The 15,545-nt window shown below is 52.3% G+C and carries 16 protein-coding genes; 9 read left to right on the top strand and 7 right to left on the bottom strand.

The window, feature by feature from the left end:
- The first annotated feature begins 31 nt into the window (after positions 1 to 31).
- Positions 32 to 733 carry a GntR family transcriptional regulator gene (locus ACKQAD_RS13545; protein ID WP_409160646.1) on the top strand — a complete coding sequence of 234 codons (702 nt, stop codon included), beginning with the start codon at positions 32 to 34 and terminating at the stop codon, positions 731 to 733.
- Positions 734 to 1,128: 395 nt separating this feature from the next.
- Positions 1,129 to 1,932 (top strand): pyrroline-5-carboxylate reductase family protein, encoded by an 804-nt coding sequence (locus ACKQAD_RS13540; protein ID WP_409160645.1) that lies wholly within the window; start codon positions 1,129 to 1,131, stop codon positions 1,930 to 1,932.
- Between the two features lie 100 nt (positions 1,933 to 2,032).
- Here the strand turns inward: ACKQAD_RS13540 and thyA are convergent, their stop codons facing one another.
- From thyA to rppH, 4 genes are all read right to left on the bottom strand, one after another.
- Entirely contained in the window at positions 2,033 to 2,827 is a 795-nt protein-coding gene (thyA, locus tag ACKQAD_RS13535) for a thymidylate synthase (RefSeq protein WP_409160644.1), read from the bottom strand.
- Positions 2,828 to 2,864: 37 nt separating this feature from the next.
- Positions 2,865 to 3,728, bottom strand: coding sequence for a prolipoprotein diacylglyceryl transferase (lgt, locus tag ACKQAD_RS13530; RefSeq protein WP_409160665.1), 864 nt, complete (start codon positions 3,726 to 3,728; stop codon positions 2,865 to 2,867).
- Positions 3,729 to 3,971: 243 nt separating this feature from the next.
- Entirely contained in the window at positions 3,972 to 6,218 is a 2,247-nt protein-coding gene (gene ptsP, locus ACKQAD_RS13525; protein ID WP_409160643.1) for a phosphoenolpyruvate--protein phosphotransferase, read from the bottom strand.
- 12 nt (positions 6,219 to 6,230) lie between these two features.
- A complete protein-coding gene (rppH, locus tag ACKQAD_RS13520; protein ID WP_409160642.1) occupies positions 6,231 to 6,764 on the bottom strand; it encodes an RNA pyrophosphohydrolase in 534 nt (177 codons plus the stop codon).
- Between the two features lie 698 nt (positions 6,765 to 7,462).
- On the opposite strand from rppH, the gene mutH reads away from it, so the two are divergent.
- The 4 genes from mutH (at position 7,463) to ACKQAD_RS13500 (ending at position 10,773) form a co-directional block, all read left to right on the top strand.
- A complete protein-coding gene (gene mutH / locus ACKQAD_RS13515) occupies positions 7,463 to 8,158 on the top strand; it encodes a DNA mismatch repair endonuclease MutH (RefSeq protein ID WP_409160641.1) in 696 nt (231 codons plus the stop codon).
- Between the two features lie 260 nt (positions 8,159 to 8,418).
- Positions 8,419 to 9,135: a TerC family protein gene (locus tag ACKQAD_RS13510; RefSeq protein ID WP_409160640.1), complete on the top strand. Its 717-nt coding sequence runs from the start codon at positions 8,419 to 8,421 to the stop codon at positions 9,133 to 9,135.
- Between the two features lie 171 nt (positions 9,136 to 9,306).
- Positions 9,307 to 9,525 (top strand): YgdI/YgdR family lipoprotein, encoded by a 219-nt coding sequence (locus tag ACKQAD_RS13505; protein WP_043881720.1) that lies wholly within the window; start codon positions 9,307 to 9,309, stop codon positions 9,523 to 9,525.
- A gap of 207 nt (positions 9,526 to 9,732) precedes the next feature.
- Entirely contained in the window at positions 9,733 to 10,773 is a 1,041-nt protein-coding gene (locus ACKQAD_RS13500) for an NADP(H)-dependent aldo-keto reductase (RefSeq protein WP_409160639.1), read from the top strand.
- A 58-nt stretch (positions 10,774 to 10,831) separates the two neighbouring features.
- On the opposite strand, the gene ACKQAD_RS13495 is transcribed toward ACKQAD_RS13500, so the two are convergent.
- The 3 genes from ACKQAD_RS13495 to trmB form a co-directional block, all read right to left on the bottom strand.
- Positions 10,832 to 11,545, bottom strand: coding sequence for a YggN family protein (locus ACKQAD_RS13495; protein ID WP_409160638.1), 714 nt, complete (start codon positions 11,543 to 11,545; stop codon positions 10,832 to 10,834).
- A gap of 158 nt (positions 11,546 to 11,703) precedes the next feature.
- Entirely contained in the window at positions 11,704 to 12,048 is a 345-nt protein-coding gene (locus ACKQAD_RS13490; protein ID WP_271876392.1) for a YggL family protein, read from the bottom strand.
- A gap of 1 nt (position 12,049) precedes the next feature.
- Entirely contained in the window at positions 12,050 to 12,769 is a 720-nt protein-coding gene (trmB, locus tag ACKQAD_RS13485) for a tRNA (guanosine(46)-N7)-methyltransferase TrmB (RefSeq protein ID WP_409160637.1), read from the bottom strand.
- Between the two features lie 165 nt (positions 12,770 to 12,934).
- On the opposite strand from trmB, the gene mutY reads away from it, so the two are divergent.
- Genes mutY through mltC form a run of 3 tightly spaced genes read left to right on the top strand, consistent with a single transcriptional unit; the run spans position 12,935 to position 15,436 of the window.
- Positions 12,935 to 14,041 carry an A/G-specific adenine glycosylase gene (mutY, locus tag ACKQAD_RS13480; RefSeq protein WP_409160636.1) on the top strand — a complete coding sequence of 369 codons (1,107 nt, stop codon included), beginning with the start codon at positions 12,935 to 12,937 and terminating at the stop codon, positions 14,039 to 14,041.
- Positions 14,038 to 14,310: an oxidative damage protection protein gene (locus tag ACKQAD_RS13475; protein ID WP_225087105.1), complete on the top strand. Its 273-nt coding sequence runs from the start codon at positions 14,038 to 14,040 to the stop codon at positions 14,308 to 14,310. Before mutY ends, ACKQAD_RS13475 begins: the two co-directional genes overlap by 4 nt.
- 52 nt (positions 14,311 to 14,362) lie before the next feature.
- The gene (mltC, locus tag ACKQAD_RS13470) at positions 14,363 to 15,436 is read left to right on the top strand and encodes a membrane-bound lytic murein transglycosylase MltC (protein WP_409160635.1); all 1,074 of its coding nucleotides are present in this window, start codon (positions 14,363 to 14,365) and stop codon (positions 15,434 to 15,436) included.
- Positions 15,437 to 15,545 lie beyond the last annotated feature (109 nt).

Raw genomic sequence — 15,545 nt, 5'->3', positions numbered from 1 at the left:
TGCTGGGCGTGCAGGAAATAAAGGGGATAGTGTGGTTGCCATTAAAAAGAAATCCCGTAGTGCTGACAGTGTGGAAAAAGTCTACGAGAAAGTGAAAGGCCTCGCGATTGATTACCACTTTCGTCCCGGCGAACGGGTGAATGAGGTTGAGCTTGCGGCACAACTGGGGGTTTCGCGTACGCCGGTGCGGGAAGCGCTGAACCGTCTGGCAAAAGACGGCTTTATGAACGCTGTACCCAACCGGGGTTTTTACTCCCGTGATCTGACACCAGAAGGTGTGCGCGAGCTTTATGAAGTGCGAATGGTGATAGAGCAATCGACCTTTCGTTTCGCCTGTCTGCGGGCCACAGATGAAGAGATCGCGGCAACCACGGCTATCTGGGAGGAAGTGAGCCAGCATCACCCGGCGCAAACCGAACAGGACTGGGCGAAGATTGCGGAAATTGATGAGCGTTTCCACATGGCAATAGCCCGCATTTCCCATAATAGCCGGCTCTATGAAATGCTCGATAGCCTGAATTCACTGAGCCGTTTTTTCCGGCGCATCGATCTCGAAACGCCCGTGCGCAGGAACAATGCCTATGACGAACATGTCGACATTATCGCGGCATTACGTCAGCGAAATATAGAAAAAGGCGTGATGCTGATTGAGCAACATATTTCATTGAGTGCCGAGCACGCGGTTGAAGTCACCAAAGAAGGACTCGCCAGAATCTATTTTGGCAAACCCTGAGCCACGCTTTTCCTCAGGGTCAAAATGATAATTTAATGAGTTACCAGAGCATATTACGCGCATTTTGATAATCCATTCACAGCATTGCGCTGGGAAAGTGCAGAGGGAATATGCACTCTATTCCCGAAGAGATTATTCAACAGGCGATGATGATTATCTGGCGACGTGAGATCCACGCGCCCGGAGGTTGGCTTACAAGAGTTCCATACTTCCGCAAAAATCAGCAGCCTGCTGCGCGAATAGTATCTTGACGTGCATACCGGTAATGCGGGTGCGGTATTACATCACCCGCATGACGATTTTAATGGCCAACTTATCGCACCGGGCATCGGTCTTTGGGGGATGCTGGTGGAGAGGTCATTGAGCCCTGTTTCTGTTATTTCCGAGGATTCACTATGAGCCATATCCACTTTATTGGTGCTGGTCAAATGACCGAAGCGATTCTGCGCGCCGCCTTAAAACGCGGCGTATTAACCCCGGACGAGGTCAGCTTATCGGATATTGACCAAGGACGCATTGAAACGCTGAAAACGCGCTATCAGTTGAGCAATACACAAGATCTGCCCGATGCGCTGGCCGCAGCGGATCACATCGTGATTGGGGTACGTCCACAGGATAATATTGCCAGTGTCGCACAACTGATTAAACAGCATGCAGCGCCACAGGCGTCGGTTATTTCTATTATTGCTGGCGTAACGCTGGCCCAGTTGTCTTTGATGCTGGGCGAGTCACGCCCGATTACGCGAATCATCCCGAATACGCTGACGGATACCGGATTGGGCTACAGCGGCGTGGCGTTTAATGCCCATGTCGACAGCGCGTCCGTCATACCGTTCCTCGAAAGTTTCGGCAAGGTGATGGTGCTAGAGGAACGGCTGATTGACGTCTTCACCGGTTTTGCTGTCGCCGGCGTCAACTATGTCTATTACTTTGTCGAGGCGCTGGCTGACGCTGGCGTTCTTGCCGGATTAACCCGGACTCAGTCAACGCAAGTGGTGTGGGAAAACCTGGTGGGCGCGGTTGAAATGCTTAAGTTATCCGGGCGCCATCCGCGCCAGTTGATGGATATCAACAACTCTCCGGCGGGGGTCGGCATTAATGGCTTATACGAGTTGAATAAAAGTGATTTCGCCGCCGGCCTGCAAAGCAGCGTTCTGGCTGCGGTACGTCGTACAACAGAGCTTTCCGGTCAAAAATAACGCGACGGTTTAACAAGGTGGGTTTATTCAACTTCCCAGGCACCTGAACAAAAAGGGCCACATTACGCGGCCCCAAGACGGTGAAAAACGTGAAAAAGATTTAGATGGCAACCGGCGCTTTAATAGCGGGATGCGGATCGTATCCCTCAATTTCAAAGTCCTCGAAGCGGTAGTCGAACAACGTATCCGGGCGGCGCTTAATCACTAATTTAGGCAGCGCGCGCGGTTCACGACTCAACTGTAAATGCGTCTGCTCCAGGTGATTGTTGTACAGATGCGTGTCGCCTCCTGTCCAGACGAAGTCACCGACTTCCAGGTCACACTGCTGCGCCACCATATGCACCAGCAGCGCATAACTGGCGATGTTAAACGGCAGGCCGAGGAAGATATCGCACGAGCGCTGATAAAGCTGGCAAGAGAGTTTGCCATCCGCCACGTAGAACTGGAAAAACGCATGGCACGGTGCCAGCGCCATTTTATCCAGTTCACCCACGTTCCAGGCAGACACGATAATACGGCGAGAATCTGGATCCTGACGCAGTTGAGTCAGGACATTCTTCAACTGGTCGATCTGACGACCGTCTGTGGCCCCCCACGAACGCCACTGCTTACCGTAAACTGGCCCCAAATCACCGTTCTCATCTGCCCATTCGTCCCAAATACTGACTTTGTTTTCATGCAGATAGGCGACATTGGTATCGCCGTTCAGGAACCAGAGCAGTTCATGAATAATTGAACGCAGGTGGCATTTTTTGGTGGTAACCAGCGGAAACCCGTCCTGCAAGTTGAAACGCATCTGATGGCCGAAAATAGAACGCGTGCCCGTGCCGGTGCGATCGGCTTTCGGTGTGCCCTCTTCAAGCACTTTTTTCATCAGATCCAGATACTGTTTCATACTACCTCACCACAAAATTAAAAAGGACGGCGGATTATTACTGCGCAGGCTGGCGGCGATAGGCCCAGACCATCATCAAAATACCAGCGATCACCATCGGCAGTGACAGGATTTGCCCCATGCTGAACAGGCCGCCGAACAGCCCCAGTTGCGCATCCGGCTGGCGGAAGAATTCGGTAATAATTCGGAACGTGCCGTAACCGATCAGGAAAAGCCCTGAGACGCTGCCCATCGGCCGAGATTTACGGATAAAAAGATTCAGAATGATAAACAGTGCCACACCTTCCAGCAGCATTTGATACAGTTGAGAAGGATGACGCGGCAACATGCCATACTGATTGAAAATCGCCTGCCACTGCGGGTTGCTAACGGCCAGCATCATATCTTCGCTACGTGAGCCTGGGAACAACATTGCCCACGGGGTATCCGTCGTCACGCGCCCCCACAGTTCACCGTTGATGAAGTTGCCCAAACGGCCAGCCCCCAGCCCAAAAGGAATCAAGGGAGCAATGAAATCAGCGACCTGGAAGAAATGGCGTTTGGTTCGATGCGCGAACCACAGCATGACGCAGATCACACCCATTAAGCCGCCGTGGAACGACATACCACCATCCCAGACTTTGAAAAGATAGAGCGGATTTTCAAGAAATGACGGGAAGGCATAAAACAGAACGTAGCCCAGACGCCCGCCGACGAAGACCCCAAGAAACCCCATATACAGTAGGTTTTCGACTTCATCTTTAGTCCAACCGCTACCCGGTTTATTCGCCCGACGCACCGCTAACCACAGGGCAAATACAAAACCCACCAAATACATCAGCCCATACCAGTGCAGCGCCAACGGGCCAATTGAGAAAATCACTGGATCAAATTGAGGAAACGCCAGATAGCTTGTCGTCATCATTCACCACATATTTTATTGTGTTATCCCCGCTTCCGGGATCATCATTGATAGGCAAAAGGCAGGAGAATGAATCCGTACCTGCGAACCGCGGTGGCGAATCATAGCATACGCCCCCGCGCTCGTTGACCGCTGAGGGGAAAAGTTCTGTAAAACATTGAGTCGCTATTAAACATTTACTCGCAATTAACTGTTACTCGCAGTTAACTGTCGATGTATCCGTCAATATCGCCCGACGTCAAATTATCGCCCGCCGCGAATCAAGCCGCCCAGCCCGCGTTCTTCCATGAACATCGCCGCCCACTGCCGGACTTCCGTCGCGCTTTGTGCATTCAGCAATTGCTGCACCAACGACTGCGATTCAGCCAGCGTAATTTGGCGCAGCAGATATTTAATTCGCGCAACGCTGCGCCCGTTCATACTCAGCGAGCGATAACCCAGCCCGGTCAGCAGCAGTGCGCCGAGCGCTTCTCCCGCCATTTCACCGCACACGGAAAGCGGAATGTTATGCCGCTCGCATTCGACGGCGATCATGTTCAACGCCTGCAACATGGAAGGATGCAAACTGTCATACAGCGATGCGACATGGGCGTTATTACGATCGACCGCTAGCAGGTACTGCGTCAGATCGTTGGTGCCAACTGAAACAAAATCGATGCGGGAAGCCAGATGAGGGAGCAGGAACAGCATCGACGGTACTTCGATCATGATGCCAATCCGCGGTTTGGGCTGCGGGAAACCCAGTAATTCTTCGACCTCACCCGCAGCCTGATCGATCAGACGACGCGCTTCACCGATCTCATCCAGACTGCTGATCATCGGCAGCAGGATATTGAGATTGCCACTATGCGCGTTGGCACGCAGCATGGCACGCACCTGAATCAGAAAGATTTCAGGCTGATCGAGCGTAATACGAATGCCGCGCCAGCCGAGACATGGATTCTCTTCGCTGATAGGTAGATAAGGCAGCGGCTTATCCGCGCCAATATCCAGCGTGCGCAGCATCACCGGGCGCGTAGGATAAAGCTGCAACATGCTTTGGTATTGCGCCATCTGCTCATCTTCGGACGGAAACCCGCTTTGCAGCATAAAAGGAATTTCCGTGCGGTACAGGCCCACGCCATCAACTTGATTGATAAAGCGTTTTTCGTGTTCAGTACTTAGCCCCGCATTCAACATGACCTGAATGCGCTCACCGCTTTTCAGCACGGCAGGCTGCTCCATTTCGCCTTCGGCCAGGCGGGTCAGCTCATTTTCTTCCGTCAGCAGGCGCTGGTATTCCTGTACCAGCACGGGTTCAGGATCGACCAGCAGCTCACCGCGATAACCGTCAATGATCAACTGGCGCTGGTGCAGCGAATCGGGCTGAATATCCGCGCCAACCAGCGTCGGAATGCCCATGGCTCGAACCAAAATCGCCGCATGAGAATTGGCAGCACCGTCGTACACGACAACGCCCGCCAGCCGATCCGGCGGCAGTTCCGCCAGCAGCGTAGCTGTTAATTCGTCCGCCACGAGGATAAAGCGTTCAGGCCACTGCCCCATGATTTGCGCGTTATCATCGAGGTGAAACAGCAGCCGCTGCCCTAACGCACGCAGGTCGACCGCACGCTCGCGCAAGTAGGTATCCTGCAAATTGGTGAACTGTGCGGCAAAACGTTCAATCACCAGTTTGACACCCCACTCGGCGGCATGACCCGCATCCACTTCCTGAAACAGCGCACGCTTGAGCCGCACATCATTGAGCAAATGCGAGTACAAATCGAAAATTGCCGCGCTCTCCTTCTGCGCGCTCGCGCTAAACCGCTTGCTGAAACGACGGAATTCCGCCGTTGCCTCTTCCAACGCCTGCGTTAAGCGGGAGCGCTCACGCTCGCTGTCCAGACTCGACGCGGGGAACACCTGATCCAGAGAAGGCTGGGTACAATCCTGCCAGCCGGGGGCGATCGCCACACCGGGAGCAGCCACTAGCGCTTTCACGCGCGTCTGGCGGTATTGACCGAAGAGTGTTTTGATCTGCGAAAGGGAAAGAATAGCGGCCATCTGCGTGGCCAGCGTCACCATGAACGATTCTTCGTTTTTATCAAACTGACGATGTTCACGCTGTTGCACAACCAGTACGCCCAGCAGATGGCGACGGTGGATAATGGGAACGCCAAGAAAAGAGCGAAAATGTTGCTCTTTCACCGCGGGGATGTATTTGAAACTGGGGTGTGCACGGGCATCAGCCAGGTTGATAGGCTCAGCGCGTTGACCAACCAGCCCGACAATGCCTTGCCCAAACGCCAGCGTAACCGTGCGCCCGCGCGGCTTTTTCAACCCGCGCGTTGCCATCAGGTAATAACATTGGCGATCGTGATCGGCCAGATAAATGGAACAGACTTCCGTGTCCATAGCCTGACAGGTCTCATTGACCAGAATGTCCAGCGCATCACTAAGGCGGGCCGTTGCCGCAACGTTTTCGACAATTTCTCGCAAGCGCGTGAGCATAATGTGCCTGAATTACCCTCTTTTTCGCCGAGGACCAGATGGGGTTGTCATCCGAGCCGCAACACTCTCCTGAAGCAATATCACCGGATTGATAAATTCCTTCATCACGCGACGATACACATCTCGCTTAAAAGAGACGACCTGCCGTACCGGATACCAGTAGCTCACCCAGCGCCAGCCATCAAACTCCGGCGTGCCGCTGCTCTGCATATTGATATCCGACTCATTACACATCAACTGTAGCAAAAACCATTTCTGCTTCTGGCCGATACAGACCGGTTTTGTATCCCAACGCACCAAACGCTTTGGTAATTTATAGCGTAACCAGTTGCGGGTAGATGCCAACACGCGCACATCCTTTTTTCTTAACCCGACCTCTTCAAACAGTTCGCGGTACATCGCCTGCTCAGGACTTTCACCGGGGTTAATCCCCCCCTGCGGAAACTGCCAGGAGTGCTGACCATAGCGCCGGGCCCACATCACCTGCCCCTGCCGATTACAAATTACAATACCAACGTTTGGGCGGTAGCCATCATCATCGATCACCGGACTACCTCGATAAACATCAATGCAAAGATGACCTGATTGTTTCACACTCCCGTCAGGCGGTAAACCACTGCTTAGAAAGCATGTGATACTAATAAAATTAAGATAACCCACAGATAAGATCAAAGTTATAAACACGTGAAGACAGGAATCCGCAATTTATTCACTTTTTCTGTGGACATCTTTGTGCAGAACCCATGAAGAAGTGAGTAAAACTCATTTTTGATGAAGAAAAAAAATCACTACAAAATAAAAAATAGTGTTTTATATTCATATAATTACAAATTATGTCACTGGTAATGGCGACCCCTTGATTCTTGTTTAAATGACATACAATGCAAGATTGGCTAAAGATCGCGCTACGTCGATTTTATCCACAGGGAATGCTTCAAACTCAGGCAATAAATAGGCAAAGACAGCAAAAAGGCCGGGCGTCAAGGCTGTAAATCGAACCAGTGATTCATGTTTATGTGGGTTATCCAAGAAATCTGTGGATAACCTAGTGTAAGATCCTGTTTATTGTCGGTGGCTAGTCGTGCACAGTTTGCAAAACTGTGTGTAGTGATCGCCATCACACTGAAAAAAAGCGCTACAAATCATGCTATTATTGTTTTTCTTCACAGTCTCGCAGGCTGTGTATGGGTATTCCTTATCTGTTGTGTTTTTTTTTTGAGCGGAAAAATATCGGGCTATACGCTATGAATTTACCCACGGTTCACACGACTGCGCCGCCACATGAGCAAGCCTTGCTGGAACGTGCGCAATCCCTTGCGGGTTATAATCTCGCGGAATTAGCGGACATCGCTCGCCTGCCCCTTCCCGCCAACCTGAAACGCGATAAAGGCTGGATTGGCGTCTTGCTGGAACGTTTTCTGGGGGCAAGCGCAGGCAGCAAACCCGAGCAGGATTTCCCCGACATCGGCGTTGAGCTAAAAACCATTCCGATTGATGAACAGGGTAAACCGCTGGAAACCACCTTCGTCTGTGTCGCGCCGTTAACAGGTAACAGCGGCGTTACGTGGGAAAGCAGCCACGTACGACATAAGCTTGCGCGAGTGCTATGGATTCCCGTGGAAGGCTCGCGACACATTCCGCTGGGGGAACGTCGTATTGGCACACCGCTCATCTGGAGTCCCAATGAGGAAGAAGAGGAACAATTGCGCTGCGATTGGGAGGAGTTGATGGATCTGATCGTGCTTGGACGGGTAGAAAGCATCACCGCCCGACATGGCGAAGTCCTGCAATTACGACCTAAAGCGGCAAATAGCCGGGCTTTAACAGAAGCCATTGGCGAATTTGGTCAGCCGATTCTGACCTTACCACGCGGGTTCTACCTGAAAAAGACCTTTACTGCGCCGTTGCTGACCCGCCATTTTATGCAGATCAGCAACTGAGTTTCATTAGCGCTATGCTTCATCAGGACGATACTTCGTCGTACACTAACCTTGTACGCCGCAGTCGTACAACAAGGGAGTTGATCAGCAAAAGCCTGACACCGACCCAGATAAAAAACCAGAGCAAAAGGGATGCCAGATACGGGCCGCGATGCAAAGTATGACAAGTATATCTCTACGACATCACACTTTCGCTTGCCTACGCACCGAGCTGGCGGAGTATAATACCGTTTACGTTTCGTTTAAGGTGTATTGATATAATGTTTGATTGGATTGTTGATCCGAACGCATGGTTGGCATTGGGAACGCTGACTATTCTGGAAATCGTTCTTGGGATCGATAACATTATTTTCCTGTCTTTGGTTGTTGCCAAACTGCCTAAAGCCCAACAAAACAAAGCTCGCCGTATCGGGTTGATGGGTGCGATGTTAATGCGTTTGGGACTGCTCGCCTCCATTGCCTGGGTCATGCGTTTGACCGAACCGCTGTTTACCGTACTCGACAATGAAATTTCCACGCGCGACCTGATCCTGTTCTTCGGGGGACTCTTCCTGATCTGGAAATCGAGCATGGAAATTCACGAAACCGTCGAAGGCGGTTCAGAAGAACACACGTCCAAGGTGTACTCTTTCTTTGGCGCGATTGTGCAGATCATGTTGCTGGATATTATCTTCAGTCTGGACTCTGTTATCACCGCTGTCGGCCTGTCTGACCATCTGTTCATTATGATGGCCGCCGTGGTTATTGCCGTTCTCGTGATGATGTTCTCTGCGCGCCCTATCGGCGAATTTGTCGAACGCCATCCGTCCGTAAAAATGCTGGCCTTGTCGTTCCTGATTCTGGTCGGGTTCACCCTGATTCTGGAAAGCTTCGACATTCACGTACCGAAAGGCTACATCTACTTTGCGATGTTCTTCTCGATGTCTGTTGAAGCGCTGAATCTGCTGCGCAGTAGAAAAGATAAAACGGTACATTAATCGTCGTATCGCGCACGCTTTCGCGACAAACAGCTTAACCGGGCGGTAAATTGCCGCCTGGTTACACACAATTAACGTCCTCAACACGCATTTTTCCATTATTCCTACGTTATCCCTCGCAACCCTTTGCTAGACTCACTTAAGTTTTGCATTTATTAACGGGTTAATACGATGAAAGTACGGATGAAAATGGCAGTCACACTGGCGTTATTATTTACCCTTGCGGGCTGTTCCAGTGATTACGTGATGGCGACAAAAGAAGGGCAAATGCTACTGACGCAGGGAAAACCCGTGCTGGATAAAGATACCGGGCTGCTCAGCTATATCGATGAGCAAGGTAATCAGAAACAGATCAACAGCGACCAAATCTCCCAGATCGTGCAGCGCTAACGGCAACATTAGCCCGATATTCCCCCCCATCGGGCTACGCGCTCTGGCAGAATCCTGCTAAAGGGCAGCAGAAGGGGCTTCCCCACTCGCCACGGCTTCGTTATAGTCAAATTCAGGTGTGTTCTCCCAAACTCATTGGAATCGCAAAAAATCATGCGGAAATGAGGAGAAATACACCTGCTATTTTCAGACATAAGGAAGCTGGCAATGCAATATCACCGTATTCCCCATAGTTCTTTAGAAGTGAGCGTGCTGGGTCTTGGTACGATGACCTTTGGCGAACAGAACAGCGAAGCAGACGCTCATGCCCAGTTAGATCACGCCATTGCCGCAGGTGTTAACCTGATTGACACAGCAGAAATGTACGCCGTTCCTCCACGCCCGGAAACACAGGGGTTAACCGAGAGCTATATCGGTTCCTGGCTGAAATCCCGTGGCGGCCGTGAAAAACTGATTGTGGCGAGCAAAGTCTCCGGCCCTGTGCGCGGAAACGATCACAGCATCCGCCCACAGCAGGCACTGGACAGAAAAAATATCCGTGCTGCGCTGGATGCCAGCCTACAACGCTTGAACACCGACTATATCGACCTCTATCAGTTGCATTGGCCCCAGCGCCAGACCAACTGTTTTGGCAAGCTGAACTATCAATATACTGACGATAAACCGGCCGTTACGCTGCTGGAAACGCTAGAAGCCCTGAATGAACAGGTACGTGCTGGTAAGATTCGCTACGTCGGTGTCTCCAACGAAACCCCGTGGGGCGTGATGCGCTATCTGCATCTGGCGGAAAAACACGATCTGCCGCGCATCGTCTCGATTCAGAACCCCTACAGTCTGCTGAACCGCAGTTTTGAAGTCGGTTTAGCGGAAATCAGCCAGTATGAAGGCGTAGAACTTCTCGCCTACTCGTCACTGGCATTCGGTACGCTGACGGGTAAATACCTGAATGGTGCAAAACCCGCTAACGCACGCAACACGTTGTTTAGCCGCTTCACCCGCTATACGGGCCCGCAGGCTCAGGCAGCGGTTGCCGAATACGTGGCGCTGGCGCAAAAGCACGGTCTGAATCCGGCGCAAATGGCATTGGCGTTTGTGCGCCAGCAGCCGTTCGTCGCCAGTACGCTGCTGGGCGCGACCACGCTGGAACAGTTGCAAATCAACCTCGACAGCCAAAACCTGACGCTGGACGGCGAGGTCCTTGATGAACTGGAAGCGATCCACCGTCGGTTCACGTTCCCGGCACCGTAAACGCAAAAAAACCGGGCACTGCCCGGTTTTCTTTAATCTGTGAACAAGCGCAGAACGCTTATTTCAGCGTCTGCAACAGGCTCTTGCGCTGATTTTCTAACGATGTAACGCGGCTGCATACGTCATTACCAAAACGCTGGAACTCCAGTTCCTGATTATTCCACTCGGCCTGAATCGCTTTCTGCAAACCACCGAGGTTGCCCATCATCGCCTGTAACGGGTTACCGCCGCTAGACATCTGTTTTACGCCCATCTCGTTCAGGCTATCCTGCAAGACACCGCCCATGCTTTGCTGCACGATCTGTTTGCCATCTTGCTCAACCTGCTTAATCGCCTGATGGTGGAGCGTCAGACCATCACTGCGGTGTTCGATAATACGGTTCATCTGCTGTTTGAGCTGTTTATCCAGCGTCGTCAGACGATTACGCACATTGCTGTCACTGCCGAGCTCCTGCACGATCACGTTATCCAGCGCAACTCGCGCCTTTTCCAGATGCTGCTGCGCCCCCTGATCGATCCACGGCAACTGCTGGCGTAAATCCGCCTGATAGGCTTTGGCCTTCTGGCGCTGTTCGCCGTTCAGGGTCAGCGGCGTACCGTTGCGGACGATATCGCCCTGCGGGGAAAGCTGTAAATTGCCGCTGGCCCCCACGACCTGTACGTGCTGCGGACTGATAATGATGTCGTCCTGCGGGTTCACATTGCACTGGTAAGCTGCCTGTGCTTGCCAGGACAGCAACATCCATAAACCTAAGGTCATTTTACGCGACATATTTTCTCCTGAAGAAAACAACGGCAGTGGCGGGAAAGCGGCGATGTACCCTTTGATGAGGCGGATAACACCTGAGCCAAAATCAGCTCAGGCATTTTTTTGCTTAGATCAACGCGTTGGCGTAAACCAAGGCCTTTCTGTTTTTACAGAAGCAAAAATTACAGCAGGTTTTCTGGCAGATCCCACCAGATGTCGAACAGATCGCTGACTTTCACATCTGTCAGTTTCTGCTCTTCCAACCAGCGGCTAACCAGTTGGCGGTGCTCTTCGGTACAGTGACCCAGTTTTTGCAGGCAGATGAGACCTTCCCAGTGCAGATAACCGCTGCCTTCAAATGCCAGCCCCTGTGGTTCAATCACCTCATCGACGAACTTATCCATCAGTCGATCGATGTCTTCCACGTTAGTGCCTTCAGGAAAGCGAAAGCTGACCGAAAAGCCTAATTCCTGAAACTCATCAATGTGCAGTTTTTTACGTAAACGACGGCTACGAGCTTGTGCCATTTTATTTTATCCTCTCAAACATCAGATCCCATACGCCATGCCCCAAACGCTGGCCGCGCGCTTCAAATTTCGTCAGCGGACGCGAATCCGGCCGCTCAACATAGTCATTCTTATCGGAAAGGTTGCGGTACCCGGCGACAGACGTCATCACTTCGAGCATATGTTGCGCATAAGGTTCCCAATCTGTTGCCATATGGAACACGCCGCCAACTTTCAGCTTACTCTGTACCAGTTCGACGAAAGGCACCTGAACGATACGGCGTTTATTATGGCGGGCTTTGTGCCACGGATCGGGGAAGAAAAGTTGAACCATGGACAGTGACCCCTCTGGGATCATCTTCATCAGCACATCGATCGCATCGTGACACATTACGCGCAGATTGTTGATGCCCGCCTCTTGTGCGGAAGCGAGGCACGCCCCCACACCTGGAAGGTGAACTTCAATACCGAGGAAATTCTGCTCGGGATGCTGTGCCGCCATGGTCACCAGCGAGGCCCCCATCCCAAAACCAATTTCCAGCACCACTGGCGCGTCACGACCAAATAGCGCGTTGAAATCTACCTGCTCGGTCTGATATTCCACGCCCATCACCGGCCAGTAATTATCCAGCGCCAGCTGTTGCCCGTTGGTCAAGCGCCCCTGACGGCGGACAAAACTGCGGATACGACGCATCGGGCGCCCATTTTCATCAAATTCCGGTGAAATGACGTTGTTAATCATAAAGAGTGCTTACTTGCTGTCCGATTTCGTTAAGGAAACGCGCATTATGCAAGGATACCGTGGTTTATCAAGCCCACTGCCTCGGAAAGTTCCGGTTTACAGCACATTCACTCTGTGCTGGAATCGCTGTCAAACTTTTTACCTGTCGGATAGTGACCCCATTTTATGATGCAAGCGCAACAGTTCGCCCATCAGGTGCTGGACTGGTATCAACGCTATGGCCGCAAAACTCTGCCGTGGCAGCTTGATAAAACTCCCTATAAAGTATGGCTATCCGAAGTGATGTTGCAACAAACGCAGGTCACCACGGTTATTCCCTATTTCCAACGCTTTATGGAACGTTTTCCAAACGTGAGCGCGCTGGCGGCAGCGCCGCTGGACGAAGTGCTCCACTTATGGACCGGGCTGGGCTACTACGCCCGTGCGCGCAACCTGCACAAAGCGGCCCAGACCATCGTGTCACGCCACGGTGGCGACTTCCCCACCACGTTTGATGAAGTCGCAGCGCTGCCGGGCGTCGGGCGCTCCACCGCCGGCGCCGTATTGTCGCTTTCTCTCGGCCAGCATTACCCGATTCTCGACGGCAACGTGAAGCGCGTGCTGGCACGCTGCTACGCCGTTGACGGCTGGCCGGGAAAGAAAGAGATCGAAAAGAAACTGTGGGCGCGGAGTGAAGACGTTACACCAGCCGAGGGCGTCAGCCAGTTTAATCAGGCGATGATGGATCTCGGAGCGATGGTCTGTACCCGCAGCCGCCCCAAGTGTGAGCTGTGCCCGCTGAGCACGGGCTGCATGGCCTATGCCAACCACAGCTGGGCACAATATCCCGGTAAGAAACCAAAACTGACGCTGCCGGAGAAAACCGGCTGGTTCCTGTTGATGCAGCAGGGTTCTCAGGTCTGGCTGCAACAGCGCCCCGCCGTAGGCCTGTGGGGCGGGCTATTTTGCTTTCCGCAGTTCAGCGAACGTCGGGAATTGGAACTCTGGCTGCAACAACGCGGTCTGAATCCTGATGGATTGCAACAGCTTGTCGCGTTCCGCCATACATTCAGCCATTTTCATCTGGATATCGTTCCGCTCTGGCTGGACGTATCACAGACCGATCGCTCACAAAACAGGTCCTGCATGGATGACGATGCAGGTCTCTGGTATAACTTAGCGCAGCCGCCGTCTGTCGGACTGGCCGCCCCGGTAGAACGCCTACTGAGGGAGCTGGCTCACCCGCAGTCTACACGTTTGAATGCCTGCGCCATTGATGAGGAAGAAGCATGAGCAGAACGATTTTTTGTACTTTTTTACAACGCGACGCCGAAGGGCAGGATTTCCAACTCTATCCCGGCGATCTGGGCAAGCGCATCTATAACGAAATCTCTAAAGACGCCTGGGCGCAGTGGCAAACCAAACAAACCATGCTGATCAACGAGAAGAAACTCAGCATGATGAATGTTGACGATCGTAAACTGCTGGAACAGGAAATGATCAAATTCCTGTTTGAAGGGAAGGACGTACACATCGAAGGCTATACGCCTCCGAGTCACTAAAATGGCGGGTCTTCGGGCCCGCTTACGTCCCCATTCCGACACGGCTTGTTATATGAAGAAAATGTTAGCGCTGCTGGTAATTGCACCACTGCTGGTTTCCTGTTCGGGAAACAAAGGGAATGCCGACAACGAAGAGTTTATCAAGGACACCAACGCCTTCGATATTTTGATGGGGCAATTTGCCCACAACATCGAAAATATCTGGGGGATGAATGAAGTACTGATCGCCGGTCCGAAAGACTACGTTAAATACACCGATCAATATCAGACACGTAGCCACATCAACTTTGATGCAGGTTCAATCACCATCGAAACGATTTCGGCGACCAACTCCATCGCCAGCCTGCGTCAGGCGATTATCACTACCCTACTGATGGGCGATGACGCCACTAACACCGATCTGTATTCCGACGCGAACGATATCCAGATCAGCCGCGAACCGCTGCTGTACGGGCAGGTACTGGATAACACCGAACAGCCGATTCGCTGGGAAGGCCGTGCCGCCAGCTTCGCGGATTACCTGCTCCAGAACCGTCTGCAAAAACGCACCTCTGGCCTGCACGTTATCTGGTCGGTCACGATCCAGCTCGTCCCTAACCATCTGGACAAGCGTGCACACAAATACCTGCCGCTGGTGCGTAAGGCTTCCGAGCGTTACGGCATTGAAGAGTCGCTGATTCTGGCGATTATGCAGACAGAATCCAGCTTCAACCCTTACGCCGTCAGCCGTTCTGATGCGCTGGGTCTGATGCAGGTGGTACAGCACAGCGCAGGGCGCGACGTCTTCAAGATGAAAGGGAAATGGGGGCAACCGAGCCGCAGCTACCTGTTTGACCCGGAAAACAATATTGACGCGGGGACGGCCTATCTGTCTATTCTGAAGAACAGCTATCTGGCCGGTATTGAAAACCCAACCTCGAAACGCTATGCCGTTATCACCGCGTATAACGGTGGCGCAGGCAGCGTACTGCGCGTATTCTCTAGCGATCGGGATCGCGCCGTAGGCATTATCAATAGCATGTCGCCGAGCGATGTTTATCAAACGCTGACGACGAAGCACCCGTCTGGCGAATCACGCCGCTATCTATACAAAGTGAACACGGCGCAGAAAAATTATCGCCGTTAATTCACGCGTGCCACAAAACGCCGCGCGATCGGATTGACTCCGGCAGCGCGGCTTTATCAGACCGGCTTGCTAAAAACGATATTCATAAAAAACGTTTCTGACGAATACA

It is taken from the genome of Pectobacterium artocarpous (assembly GCF_046159765.1).
In the GTDB taxonomy this organism is placed as follows: domain Bacteria; phylum Pseudomonadota; class Gammaproteobacteria; order Enterobacterales; family Enterobacteriaceae; genus Pectobacterium.
This window is presented reverse-complemented; position numbering and strand designations above follow the sequence as displayed.

Excerpts from the sequence above, each read along its gene's own strand:
- ACKQAD_RS13495 (WP_409160638.1), bottom strand. The coding sequence starts at position 11,545 with ATGTCGCGTAAAATGACCTTAGGTTTATGGATGTTGCTGTCCTGGCAA.
- mltC (WP_409160635.1), top strand. The coding sequence starts at position 14,363 with ATGAAGAAAATGTTAGCGCTGCTGGTAATTGCACCACTGCTGGTTTCC.
- ACKQAD_RS13505 (WP_043881720.1), top strand. The coding sequence starts at position 9,307 with ATGAAAGTACGGATGAAAATGGCAGTCACACTGGCGTTATTATTTACC.
- ACKQAD_RS13475 (WP_225087105.1), top strand. The coding sequence starts at position 14,038 with ATGAGCAGAACGATTTTTTGTACTTTTTTACAACGCGACGCCGAAGGG.
- thyA (WP_409160644.1), bottom strand. The coding sequence starts at position 2,827 with ATGAAACAGTATCTGGATCTGATGAAAAAAGTGCTTGAAGAGGGCACA.
- mutY (WP_409160636.1), top strand. The coding sequence starts at position 12,935 with ATGATGCAAGCGCAACAGTTCGCCCATCAGGTGCTGGACTGGTATCAA.
- mutH (WP_409160641.1), top strand. The coding sequence starts at position 7,463 with ATGAATTTACCCACGGTTCACACGACTGCGCCGCCACATGAGCAAGCC.
- ptsP (WP_409160643.1), bottom strand. The coding sequence starts at position 6,218 with ATGCTCACGCGCTTGCGAGAAATTGTCGAAAACGTTGCGGCAACGGCC.
- lgt (WP_409160665.1), bottom strand. The coding sequence starts at position 3,728 with ATGACGACAAGCTATCTGGCGTTTCCTCAATTTGATCCAGTGATTTTC.
- ACKQAD_RS13500 (WP_409160639.1), top strand. The coding sequence starts at position 9,733 with ATGCAATATCACCGTATTCCCCATAGTTCTTTAGAAGTGAGCGTGCTG.
- trmB (WP_409160637.1), bottom strand. The coding sequence starts at position 12,769 with ATGATTAACAACGTCATTTCACCGGAATTTGATGAAAATGGGCGCCCG.
- ACKQAD_RS13510 (WP_409160640.1), top strand. The coding sequence starts at position 8,419 with ATGTTTGATTGGATTGTTGATCCGAACGCATGGTTGGCATTGGGAACG.
- ACKQAD_RS13490 (WP_271876392.1), bottom strand. The coding sequence starts at position 12,048 with ATGGCACAAGCTCGTAGCCGTCGTTTACGTAAAAAACTGCACATTGAT.
- ACKQAD_RS13540 (WP_409160645.1), top strand. The coding sequence starts at position 1,129 with ATGAGCCATATCCACTTTATTGGTGCTGGTCAAATGACCGAAGCGATT.